Source organism: Methylophaga lonarensis MPL (assembly GCF_000349205.1).
In the GTDB taxonomy this organism is placed as follows: Bacteria; Pseudomonadota; Gammaproteobacteria; order Nitrosococcales; family Methylophagaceae; genus Methylophaga; species Methylophaga lonarensis.
Genome location: NZ_APHR01000040.1, coordinates 31,745 through 43,291, shown reverse-complemented (window position 1 = coordinate 43,291; position 11,547 = coordinate 31,745). Strand labels below are relative to the sequence as shown.

General features: G+C 50.2%; 14 protein-coding genes. 5 read left to right on the top strand and 9 right to left on the bottom strand.

The window, feature by feature from the left end; all coding sequences use genetic code 11:
* Positions 1-101 precede the first annotated feature (101 nt).
* From MPL1_RS08050 to MPL1_RS08040, 3 genes are read right to left on the bottom strand one after another with little or no spacing between them, the layout of a single operon-like run.
* Positions 102-950 carry a pirin family protein gene (locus MPL1_RS08050; RefSeq protein WP_009726635.1) on the bottom strand — a complete coding sequence of 283 codons (849 nt, stop codon included), beginning with the start codon at positions 948-950 and terminating at the stop codon, positions 102-104.
* A gap of 4 nt (positions 951-954) precedes the next feature.
* Positions 955-1,542: an FMN-dependent NADH-azoreductase gene (locus MPL1_RS08045; protein ID WP_009726634.1), complete on the bottom strand. Its 588-nt coding sequence runs from the start codon at positions 1,540-1,542 to the stop codon at positions 955-957.
* 10 nt (positions 1,543-1,552) lie between these two features.
* Positions 1,553-1,942 (bottom strand): DoxX family protein, encoded by a 390-nt coding sequence (locus MPL1_RS08040; RefSeq protein ID WP_009726633.1) that lies wholly within the window; start codon positions 1,940-1,942, stop codon positions 1,553-1,555.
* 109 nt (positions 1,943-2,051) lie between these two features.
* On the opposite strand from MPL1_RS08040, the gene MPL1_RS08035 reads away from it, so the two are divergent.
* The 3 genes from MPL1_RS08035 (at position 2,052) to MPL1_RS08030 (ending at position 3,702) form a co-directional block, all read left to right on the top strand.
* Positions 2,052-2,960: a LysR family transcriptional regulator gene (locus MPL1_RS08035; protein ID WP_009726632.1), complete on the top strand. Its 909-nt coding sequence runs from the start codon at positions 2,052-2,054 to the stop codon at positions 2,958-2,960.
* An 84-nt stretch (positions 2,961-3,044) separates the two neighbouring features.
* Positions 3,045-3,299, top strand: coding sequence for a pyridoxamine 5'-phosphate oxidase family protein (locus MPL1_RS14305; protein WP_268743762.1), 255 nt, complete (start codon positions 3,045-3,047; stop codon positions 3,297-3,299).
* Positions 3,268-3,702: a pyridoxamine 5'-phosphate oxidase family protein gene (locus MPL1_RS08030; RefSeq protein WP_268743761.1), complete on the top strand. Its 435-nt coding sequence runs from the start codon at positions 3,268-3,270 to the stop codon at positions 3,700-3,702. The genes MPL1_RS14305 and MPL1_RS08030 overlap by 32 nt, the downstream gene beginning before the upstream one ends.
* A 40-nt stretch (positions 3,703-3,742) precedes the next feature.
* Here the strand turns inward: MPL1_RS08030 and recJ are convergent, their stop codons facing one another.
* Genes recJ through MPL1_RS08000 form a run of 6 tightly spaced genes read right to left on the bottom strand, consistent with a single transcriptional unit; the run spans position 3,743 to position 9,789 of the window.
* The gene (gene recJ / locus MPL1_RS08025; protein ID WP_040577018.1) at positions 3,743-5,512 is read right to left on the bottom strand and encodes a single-stranded-DNA-specific exonuclease RecJ; all 1,770 of its coding nucleotides are present in this window, start codon (positions 5,510-5,512) and stop codon (positions 3,743-3,745) included.
* On the bottom strand, positions 5,503-6,444 hold the full coding sequence (locus MPL1_RS08020) for a Regulatory protein, RpfE type (protein ID WP_009726630.1): 942 nt from the start codon (positions 6,442-6,444) through the stop codon (positions 5,503-5,505). Before MPL1_RS08020 ends, recJ begins: the two co-directional genes overlap by 10 nt.
* The gene (gene hda, locus MPL1_RS08015) at positions 6,437-7,141 is read right to left on the bottom strand and encodes a DnaA regulatory inactivator Hda (protein WP_009726629.1); all 705 of its coding nucleotides are present in this window, start codon (positions 7,139-7,141) and stop codon (positions 6,437-6,439) included. The genes MPL1_RS08020 and hda overlap by 8 nt, the downstream gene beginning before the upstream one ends.
* Positions 7,142-7,148: 7 nt before the next feature.
* Positions 7,149-8,219, bottom strand: a complete 1,071-nt coding sequence (locus MPL1_RS08010; protein WP_009726628.1) for an AI-2E family transporter — start codon at positions 8,217-8,219, stop codon at positions 7,149-7,151.
* Entirely contained in the window at positions 8,195-8,749 is a 555-nt protein-coding gene (locus MPL1_RS08005) for a CDP-alcohol phosphatidyltransferase family protein (RefSeq protein ID WP_009726627.1), read from the bottom strand. The genes MPL1_RS08010 and MPL1_RS08005 overlap by 25 nt, the downstream gene beginning before the upstream one ends.
* Positions 8,746-9,789 (bottom strand): DUF2066 domain-containing protein, encoded by a 1,044-nt coding sequence (locus MPL1_RS08000; RefSeq protein ID WP_009726626.1) that lies wholly within the window; start codon positions 9,787-9,789, stop codon positions 8,746-8,748. Before MPL1_RS08000 ends, MPL1_RS08005 begins: the two co-directional genes overlap by 4 nt.
* Positions 9,790-9,851: 62 nt before the next feature.
* Here MPL1_RS08000 and purM point away from each other — a divergent pair, with 62 nt between their 5' ends.
* Together purM and purN are read left to right on the top strand one after the other, a co-directional pair.
* Positions 9,852-10,907, top strand: a complete 1,056-nt coding sequence (gene purM, locus MPL1_RS07995) for a phosphoribosylformylglycinamidine cyclo-ligase (protein WP_009726625.1) — start codon at positions 9,852-9,854, stop codon at positions 10,905-10,907.
* Entirely contained in the window at positions 10,907-11,512 is a 606-nt protein-coding gene (gene purN / locus MPL1_RS07990) for a phosphoribosylglycinamide formyltransferase (protein WP_009726624.1), read from the top strand. Before purM ends, purN begins: the two co-directional genes overlap by 1 nt.
* The last annotated feature ends 35 nt before the right edge of the window (positions 11,513-11,547 follow it).

The window sequence follows — 11,547 nt, the reverse complement described above, 5'->3', positions numbered from 1 at the left end:
ACTCTGAGCCTTGCACCATTACAGGCAGAACATTGATGCAAACTTATCAGGCTCTAAAAAACTCAAGCCCCGAATATGAAGCCATAGTCGGGGCTTGAGAGTTATTGCACTAATTGACCACTGCGATAGTCGGCGAAGGCCTGCTCGACTTCTGCACGGGTATTCATCACAAATGGTCCGCCTTTAGCCACCGGCTCGTTCAGCGGCTTGCCAGAAACAAGGATAAAGCTGCTGTCCTGCTCTGCGGTCAGTCGCAACGCATCACCGTCTGACAATACCGCCAACTCGCCGGCCTGAATCGAACGCGCTGTATCAGCCACATTCAGTTTGCCTTTGCTCAGATAAATAAAGGCATTGTGGCCTTCCTTGACCTGTTCGTTAAGCTGACTGCCAGCAGGTGCATCCACCACCAGGTACAGTGGATCAACAAAAGGATTATCAATCACACCTGTATTGCCCTGACGTGTTTCACCGGCGACAACCCGAATGGTCAGACCGTCATCATGCTGTTCCACCGTAATGGCCTCAGCCGATATTTCCTGATAGCGAGGTGCTGACATTTTTTCGGATGCTGGCAGGTTGACCCACAACTGATATCCAGCCAACAAGCCCTCTTCCTGCTCCGGCATTTCCGAGTGAATAATGCCGCTTGCTGCCGTCATCCACTGAACACCACCTGCTTCAATGACACCGGCGTTGCCAGCGCTGTCCTGATGACGCATTTTGCCTGCCAGCATATAGGTGACTGTTTCAAAACCACGGTGTGGATGCGGTGGAAAGCCACCAATATAATCCTGTGGCTTATCGCTACCAAAGGCATCAAGCATCAGAAACGGATCCAACATATCCAGCTCTGCACCACCAATAATGCGTTTCAGTTGCACGCCCGCACCATCAGCGGTGGCATCGCCGCGAACAATTCTTGTCACTGTGCGAAGTTTTTCTGTCATTTGATTATCCTCCCGTGATCGCGTTCAGATGCGATCTGACGGCATCACTGTTGTGAATATCAAGGCCGTTGCCATCTACAACGGTCACATCATCAATACCAATAAATGCCAAAAACTGTTTCAAATAATGGCTGGCAAATTCCATCTCACTACCGATAGGAACGCCACCTGACGCCATTACCAGCCAGGCTTTTTTCACATTAGCAAGCCCCACCGGACCCTCTGCGGTGTATTTAAAGGTCAGGCCAACCCGACCCACCTGATCAATCCAAGACTTGAGTGTTGCCGGAATGCCAAAGTTATACACAGGCACTGCCAACACCAAGGTTTCAGCCTGATTCAATTCGTCTACCAGATGATCAGAGCCTGCCAGTATCTGTTTTTGTGCCTCAGAACGCTGCTCAGGCGCAGTAAAATTGGCACCGATCCAGGCTTCGTCAATAAACGGAATACCGGCAGCCACATCACGGTAAATCACTTGCCCACCCTGCGCATGCTGCAACGAGTTTACAAGCTGCTCAGACAGCGTACGCGTTACAGAATCAGTGTATCGACTGCTGGCTGTCACCCACAAAATATTGCTGTTATTCATCTTAAACTCCTTATCCGTGTTTGCGTGCATCAATCGACCAGGCACCGGCACCGTGACGTACCAGCAGCAATAACCCACCTGCTATCGCCAGGTTTTTCATGAACAGGATTTGCTGCATCTGATCAGCGAAGTTGGTATGGAAGAACAGTGCCGACAACAGCGTAAAACCGGCCAGCAAAAACGCTACTATTCGGGTCTGCCAGCCGATAATAATCGCTATCGCGCCCACAACCTCAGTGATGATCACCAGTGGTAATAAACCTGACCAGACACCCATGGCTTGCATATAACCCGCCGTGGCCTCATAGCCGCCAATCTTGCCAAAGCCAGCCACCAGAAACAGAATGCTCAACAAGATTCGTGCTGCCAGATCCAGGCTGTTATTCAAATATTGATTCATCTCAAAGTCCTGTTTAGTTGATTGAGTGTGCTCTATTTTATAGTTGCCAAAAATATATTAAACAGGGATATTAAGAAATTATTGTTGCAATATCAGGAACAATTAAACGGTGAATCCTATTGATCAAATGCAAACCTTTGTCCGTGTCGTTGAAGCTGGCAGTATCAGCAAGGCTGCCGAACAACTGGACACCGCAAAATCAGCGGTCAGTCGCAAACTGAGCGAACTGGAACAACGCCTGAATGTAACGCTGCTGAAACGAACCACCCGAAGACAGACGCTCACCGAAGCCGGTGAACGTTACTATCAGCAATGTCTGAGATTATTGGATGACATCGCGGAGATCGAAGCTCAAATTTCAGATGCTGAGGCAGCTTTGTCCGGCAGAATACGCATCTCAGCTCCACTGACTTTCGGCCTGCAACATCTCAGTCCGGTACTGCACGCTTTTCGGCAACAGTACCCAGGCATTCAACTGGATATTGATTTTAATGATCGCCGTGTCGATCTGATTGAAGATGGTTTTGATCTGGCGGTCCGCATCGGCCGATTACCCGACTCCAGCTTGATTGCTCGCAGGTTAAGCACCACACGGGTATTGCTGTGTGGAAGTCCCGATTATTTTGCCCAGCATGGATTACCGAGAATACCGACAGATCTCCTGAACGGTCATCAACGCCTGCAATATAGAACCGCCGCAGAGCAATGGCATTTCAAAGATCACAATGAAGAGACGCAGCATATCGATCTGCCGGTACTGATGGTGGCCAATAACGGTAATTTTCTTTGTGATGCCGCGATCTGTGGTCAAGGTTTGATCATGATGCCGGACTTTATCTGTTATCAGGCCATTCGCGATGGTCGGCTGATAAGCATTTTGGAAGACTTCATGCCCGACCGAGAGCTTGGCATCTATGCCGTTTATCCGGGTACACGGCACCTCTCGGAGAGGGTCCGAGTCATGATTGAGTTTCTCAGCGAATATTTTTCAGGAGAAAGTCCCTGGTCACTGAGTTGACAAGACCCAGCAGGCTTGTCACTTTTAGCGTTGTTTTAAGGCCCGTTAATTTGGTATCGACCAGCTCAGTTCAAAGGAGAACACATGAAAAACTTGTACGGCGAACAACATCAGGCATTGCAGAAAGAATTCGATACCGAGCAGCTGGCTGAGCGAGTCAAAGATGCCATCGTCACCGATTTTGTTACAGAAGAACATCGTGCTTTTATCGAGCAACAAGACATGTTCTTTTTATCCACGGTGGATCATCAGGGCTACCCAACCTGCTCGTACAAGGGCGGCGATAAAGGCTTTGTCAAAATTATCGATGAAAAAACGCTGGACTTTTCCCAGTCTTGATGGCAATGGCATGTATCTCTCAATGGGCAACATCCAGGCGCATGCCAAGGTTGGCATGTTGTTTATTGATTTTGAAACACCCCACAGAATCAGGGTTCACGGCACCGCAGAGTTGAGTCGTGATCCGGCTGATTTGGCACTGTTTCACGAAGCAGAACTGGTAGTCAAAGTCACCATTGATGAAATGTTTCAGAATTGTCCGAGATATATTCACCGTTACCAGCGTGTCAGCCAGTCTAACTACGTGCCCAAAGTCAGCCAGCAAACGCCACTGCCGGTCTGGAAACGTATTGATGCCATGCAGGATGTCATCAGTGAAGCCGAACGTCAGCGTGTTGTTGAGTTGGGTGGCGTGATTACCCTTGAAGAGTACATGGCGCTGTTAATGGAGGGTAAGGCTTAGGCTTATAACCGCCCATCATGGATGCAAAGCCTCAACTGACTCAGCGAATCGCTGCCGCCTCCTGCGCGGGCAACAGATGATCCACCAGTAACTGTAACTGCGACTGTTGTCGGAAAGTATTCACATCCAGTCGATAGACCAACAAGACACGGCGCTCGTCCTGTAACCAGTCTGGCGCCGTTTGTCTGAATGCCATCGCAGTGATCTGACGACCATCTTCTAGAGCAATCAATAACTTGAGATGCGACTGATCCTGGCCGACATGGTTAAAACTGATAATTTCAAACACACCGTGAAACTGAGGCGCTTGAAATGCCTGCCCCCACGGCGCCGCAACTGGTAATTGGCGCGCCAGCTGCAGATCCATTTCAGTGGCCGGCAACTCGCCATCTGACAACAGCGTTTGCTGATACACCGCTGCATCAGCAAGTTGTTGAAGAGACAGATACATTTGTTCCGTGAAAACCGGCAAGTTTTCACGAGGCAAAGACAAACCTGCCGCCATGGCATGACCACCAAAGCGTGCAATCAAACCGGGATTACGGGCATCAATATGAGCCAGCAAATCACGAATATGAATCCCCGGAATCGACCTTGCAGACCCCTTTAATTCACCTGAGTCATCATCAGCAAACACTATCACTGGCCGATGCTTGAGCTCTTTGACTCTTGAAGCCAACAGACCTATCACACCCTGATGCCACGCTGGGTCATACAGACAGTAGCCTGGCGGCTGTTCACTATCTTCCAGCCACTGTTCCATCTGCATCAGCATATCCATGGCATCAGCCTGCATGATCTGCTCGACCTGCTTGCGCTCCTGATTGATTTCATCCAACAGCCGAGCCTGCTGCAGCGCGGAATCCATATCGTCGTTCAGCAGTAGCTCAATGCCAATGCGCATATCCTCCATGCGACCGGCCGCATTCAACCGCGGTGCAATGGCAAAGCCAATATCGGCGGTGTTGAGCTCACGCTGTTCTCGTCCGGCAACCGTCATCAGGGCACGAACTCCGGCAATGGTTCTGCCCTGGCGAAGCCGATCCAGGCCACTGCTGACCAGAGTACGATTCAATGTGTCCATTGGCACCAGATCGGCCACCGTGCCCACTGCCACCAAATCAAGAAATTCAGCCATATTGGGTTCCGCTATGGCGTTTTTTTCAAACCAGTTTTTTTGTCGAAGATGTTGTCGCAAACCCAGCAGCAGATAAAAGCAAACGCCAACCCCCGCCAACGACTGTCCTGGAAAATGCTCACCCTGTTGATTGGGATTGATGATCGCATCCGCCTCGGGCAAGGTTTCTCCGGGCAAATGATGATCAGTAATCAACACTTTCATGCCACGTGCTTTGGCAGCTGCCACGCCGCTTAAACTGGCAATACCGTTATCAACGGTTAACAGACAATCAGGTTGATGCTGCGCATCGATATCTTCCAACAATGCAGGTGTCAGACCATAACCATGCTTGAAACGATTGGGCACGATGTAGTCGATTTGTTTGAGTCCAAAAGCCCGCAAGCCGCGAACGGCCAGTGCACAGCTGGTAGCCCCGTCACTATCAAAATCGGCCACCACCATCACATGCCATTGCTCATCAAGAGCCTGCTCCAGCAATGCAACGGCAGTCGCCATTCCTGAGAGTTGATCAGGCCTTGGCAAGTCATGCAATGACCAGCGCAGATCGCTGGCGCTTCTGATGCCTCTGGCCGCCAATACCCGTCGCAAACAATCAGACCAGTCAGCGGGCAGTTGTTGCCAGCCTTCACTGTCACGGATCGCGATTTGCTGCCCGCTGATTATCGCCATATCTGCCACCATTGACGTGCTGCAAAACGGTAACAGCCAAAATGCGGAATCAGCCAGATGAGCTCGCTGATTTGGCGTGCTCTGAGCTGTCGTCTCATCTCTGACAATTGCATGTTCAACTGCGCTATAGCCTTTGTCGCATCCTGATCCAGCTCATCGGCCAGCCAGAGATATTTACCTGCTGGCATGGATGGCCATTGCTGGAGTGACCCCAAGCCTGTTTGATGTTGTACCCCTGCCTGCATTGCCAACTGCTCCAGCAAAGGCTGATCGCCATAGACACAACGCCAGGGTGATGGTTGAAAATCAGTCCGACCAAGCCCCCAGAACCAGAGACTGTTGACTGGCAGTTGTCCGGCGGCTTCCCGCTGCTGGTTCACTGGATGCTCAAACAATGTCATTTGCACACTGTTCCATAGCGATAACCACTGTGCTTTGTCCTGACCATTGAGCATGGTCATCGGATCCACCGCTCGCCCTTCCATATCTGGCAAAGCCTGACATTCGAGTTGTGGCAGCTCAGGCAAGCTCAAAGTCCAGTGCATCGCTGATTCAATGCTAAGCACAGCATTGTGGTCAGCAAACAGGCTTTGCAAACTGTCTACCAGCGTCTCGGCTTCAGACAGACTCAAGTTAACCGGTTGGGCGAATAATCTGAGACGGGTTTGATCGGGATGTAGATAGCAGGGATCTGCACAGATTGCAGCCTGTTGTGGCTGACGCAGCGCAGCCATGGGCAAATCCGCACTGTTGTTATCGAGCTGCACAAACTGTCTGAACAACAGTCTTTCCAGCGAATCGTCATGATGAGTGAAAGTTGCCGATTCAAGCCACTTGAGATTGACCGGATCCAATCCGGCTTTTGCTATGGGTGAGTCGAGGATCTGCGCCGCAGAGGGTTGAATCAGCGTCATAGATGGCTTATCAGCCATCAGCAAGCACCTGTTTTACAAAAGGAACTGTCAAGCGACGCTGTTCCTGCAAAGAGGCTTTGTCGAGCTTTTTCAGTAAGTCAATCAACACTGGCATGTCACGACCATGATGCCGCAGCAGATAATTGGCAACTTCATCGGACATGGTCAGGCCACGACTCTGCGCCTGTCGCATCAAGGCGTGTTGTTTTGATTGATCACTGAGCGCAGGCAGTTGGTAAATCAAGGCTGTCGCCAGGCGTGATCGCAGATCTGGCAAGCTAAGTTCAATATGGGCAGGATTTGCCAAGCCCGCTACCAACAACTTGCCACCCGCAAGTTGCAGGCGATTAAAACAGTGAAAAATAGCTTCTTGCCAATCGGCATCGCCAGCGATTGCATCGAGATCGTCAAGACAAATCAGATCGGTTTGTTCGAGCGACTGCAAAATTTCGGGCTGACATTGACGACGCAAATCTTCAAGTGACAGATAGATGGCTTGATGGCCTGCCAACTGAAATTGTTCTGCAATCGCCAATAACAAGTGCGTTTTACCTGTGCCCTGCTCGCCCCACAGATACAGGAAATTAACGGCGTCAGTTTGACAAAAAGTCTCTACCGCACGCGCCTGTTCATCGCTGACAAAAAAATAATTGTCGAGATTGTAAATATCACGAGGCGACAGTTTCAGCGTCAACTGTGTGGCAGATAAAGTCATGCGGATCTCAATTATAGATATGGCTGCTGGTGTAACGACGATACAAGCGACGTGCCAGCACCATGACCACTGCAGCACACGGTAATGCCAGCAAAACGCCCACAAAACCGAATAACTGACCACCGGCAAGCACTGCAAAAATCACCGCAACCGGATGCAGACCAATTCGACCACCGACAAATCGAGGGGTCAGGATCATCGCTTCCAAGGCCTGAGCCACGCCAAACACGACAAACACCATCAATACCGGCAACCATTCCTGAAACTGGAAAAAGGCAGCAAGACCGGCCAACAAAATACCCACGACTAACCCCAAATAGGGCACAAAACTGACCACGCCAGCAATCACGCCGAGCAGTAAAGCCAGTTCCAATCCAATAAGCGCCAGCCCGATACAGTAGATGATAGCCAAGGCCAGCATCACCATCAGCTGACCTCTCAAAAAGCTTGACAACACCGTGTCGCACTCCTGAGACAAGCCAATCACTCGAGCCTGATAACGAGGCGGAATCACTGCCTTGATACGTTCAAGAATCAATGCCCAATCGCGAAGCAGATAGAAAGTCAGCACTGGCACCAGCAGCAAGTTGATCAACCATTGAAAAATCAACATGCCTGAGCGGCTCACATAACCAAAAATCCCAGTAGCGACGCTGCCCAATTCCGACCAGTAACTGCCGAGTGTTTCCCTGATACTCGCTGCATCCAGCAAATTATCAGAAAAACCGGCCATGGCGAGCCAAGGTTCAAGCATTTGCTGTACATGTCCCAGATACTCAGGGAAGCGAAGCAGAAACTCACTCAGTTGCGCGCCGAGTAAAGGCATCAACACAAACAAGGTCAAGCTAGCTACTAACAAAAACATTGCAAACACAATGGTCACCGCAACGGTGCGGCTTAATTTGTGTTTTTCCAGCCGCTTGACCAGTGGATCGCCGAGGTAAGCAAGTAATGCTGAAATAAAGAAAGGTGTAAGCACGGCTGAAAGCTGATAAATAAGCCAGCCACCGCCAACAATCGCCAGGGCGATCAGCAGCTTGTCCATATCTGAAATCAGCTTTGTTTCAGCTGACGCCATGCTTTTAATCCCCAGACGATGATGTATTCCGAGCCACTGTTAATGACACTGGCAAGCACCAGCCAGATACCGGCAGTCACCAGAATTTCCAGACCAGGAAACCATTGTTGTTGAATAATGACCAGCAACACCAGTGCGATTTGCAGAAAGGTGTTGATTTTGCTGCTCCACAACGGCATCAGTTCAAAACGGCCAATCAGGTAGTGATATGCCAAACCACCGGTCACAATAATCACGTCTCTGGCAATCACTGCCAGTAATAACCACCACGGAATGAAACCCAGTATGGTCAACGAGGTAAAACTGGCCATCAACAGTAGTTTGTCTGCCAGGGGATCGAGTATCGAACCCAGCCGGCTCTGCCATTGAAACTGTTTTGCCAGAAAACCATCCAGACCGTCGGAGACACCTGCCACCGCAAATAACAGCAGTGCCAGGGCAAATTGCTCATCCAGTAAAGCCATCACCACTGGTATCACCAGTAGTATGCGCATCACAGAAATGAGGTTGGGAATATCTTTACGTGTCAAGGCAGCAACCGGTAACGCTGTTGCTCATCTTGCTGACCGTCACTGCGCAGCACTTGACCAAAAGCCAGTGTTTGACGAAGCGCAGATGGCTCACCACGAATCGACAAGGCCAGACGCAGCTCGTTGTCAGCAAGGTTGATGACACTGACACTACTGACTGCAGGCAAACGATTCAGGTAACCAAGCACACGGCTGTAGTCAGAGAAGTCACGAACTTCAGTGACGGTAATTTCTATTTCCTGTTGTGGGCCTGAGCTAACCACCTGCCCCATTTTGCGTGCAAGCTGATCGGTCAGTTCGCCAAGCCCCATTTTGATAGCGGCCATCTGCCGACCTTCCGATTGCCAGCGCAAAGTTTCGTCGTTGATCAGAGCCTGCCAGCTCACCTGCGCATCTTCATCACGAATTTGCACTCTGGCAACCGCAATGACCGAGGTTCCATAGCGTTCAGAGGCATTGCGAACCGCATCATTATCACCGGTCCAGATATCATTAAAAGTGAGTTGCGTTTGATCCTGCAGATCCATTACCGGAAAGAATATCGGCATGGCGCGTTCCTGGCCGGCTTGTTTCAGATGTCGAATAACATCGTGAGCGTCGCTCATTTCGCTAACGAGTTGTCGTTGCTCTCCATCATCAATGGCAACCCAGATAAGCACTTCCGGACGTTGCAGCCCCCATTGCGGTAAGCCAGTTCGATTGATGGCATTGCTCAGACTGGTTTCATCAAACGTCAGTGTCAGCGCGAGTTGATCCGGCTGGGTCCAGTCATCATCGACATTGATTCGAGCGTAGTGATATTGCTGGACGAAGCGATCAGCATCTTCCATCAGTGCTGACAAATCAGCCTGTTGCAGTGCTTCGCTGTCACCGACGATTTTCAGCAGGACTTTCCGCAGTAGTTCAGGGGTTAGCGCCTTGCGGTCCGCTTCTGATTGCGACTCCACAGCGGCTGTTGCCTGATAAAGATTAGAAACCGCCGATGCATGGCTCAAGGCCATCCATGGGAGCAAAATAAGCGCCAAAATTAATCTATGCATTGTGGTATTCTAGCACGCTGTTTTTACCATGTGACGCCCAAATATTTTCAGGAATTCACTCCATGAGCAACTTCGAGGACAAGTCCCCCTCATCTCTTAGCTATCGCGACGCTGGTGTCGACATCGAAGCTGGTAATGCACTGGTTGATCGCATCAAACCGTTTGCCGCAAAAACCCGCCGTCCCGGAGTCATGGCCGGTCTTGGTGGTTTTGGCAGTCTGTTTGAGCTGCCGCTTGACCGCTATAAGAACCCGGTTCTGGTTTCTGGCACGGATGGTGTCGGCACCAAACTTCGTTTAGCCATTGAGTCTGGCATTCATGACACCATCGGCATTGATTTGGTTGCCATGTGCGTTAACGATATTGCTGTTCTCGGTGCTGAGCCACTGTTTTTCCTTGACTACTACGCCACTGGCAAACTTGATGTTGATGTGGCCACATCCGTTGTCAGCGGTATAGCTGAAGGTTGCCTGCAGTCAGGGGCAGCACTGGTCGGTGGTGAAACCGCAGAAATGCCAAGCATGTATCAAGAAGGTGATTTTGATCTGGCTGGTTTTTGTGTCGGTATCGTCGACAAGGAACGTGTCATTGATGGCAGCAAGGTTAAAGCCGGTGATGTTCTGATCGGTCTGGAATCTTCTGGACCCCACTCAAATGGCTACTCACTGATTCGCAAAATCCTCGAACGCTCACAAGCCAAACTGACGGACAAGTTTGCCAACAGCACACTGGGTGAACACCTCCTTGCCCCGACCAGAATTTACGTTAAGTCATTACTTCAACTCAATGAAAAAATTGAAATTAATTCAATTTCACACATTACCGGTGGCGGTCTGATTGAAAATATTCCCAGAGTCTTGCCTGACTATGTCAACGCAGTGATCGATGCCAGTAGCTGGCAGCGCCCAGCGGTATTTGATTGGCTGCAGGCCCAGGGTAATGTTGAAGATTTTGAAATGTATCGCACCTTTAATAACGGTATTGGCATGGTGGTCTGTGTTGATGCCGCACTGGCCGATGAAGCGATTCAGATCCTCACCGCAATGGGCGAAAAAGCACACCGCATTGGCGATATTCAATCTTCGGATCAACAAAAACCTGAAGTGATCATCAATTAATGAGCGAACAATCAAGCAACGCCGCGCGGCTGGTCATTCTGATCTCAGGCCGAGGCAGTAACATGCTGTCCATCATTCAGGCGATTCAGGAAAAGCATCTGGACGCACAAATTGCCGCAGTTATCAGTAATCGACCAGATGCTGCAGGCATTGTCAGCGCTCAACAGGCTGGCATTGATACACAACTGCTGGACCACAAAAGCTTCGAATCACGCGAAGCTTTTGATGCCAGTCTGATACAAGTCATTGATCGTTATCAGCCAGACTATGTAGTACTGGCCGGCTTTATGCGGATTCTCACCGCTGAGTTTGTCGCGCACTACGCAGGCAAGCTAATCAATATTCATCCTTCTCTGCTGCCCAAGTTCAAAGGTTTGCACACCCATCAGCGGGCACTTGAAGCAGGCGAAAGTGAACACGGTGCCAGCGTGCATTTTGTCACCGCAGAACTGGATGATGGGCCGGTCATTCTGCAAGCCAAAGTGCCGGTCATGGCTGATGATTCTGCCGAAACACTGGCAGCCCGAGTACTTGAGCAGGAACATATGCTCTACCCCGCTGCTCTAAAAAAGCTAATAGACGAGGCAAAAGCGAACACACCTTGAACCGTTTGATACTGACATTGCTTTTCACCTGCATG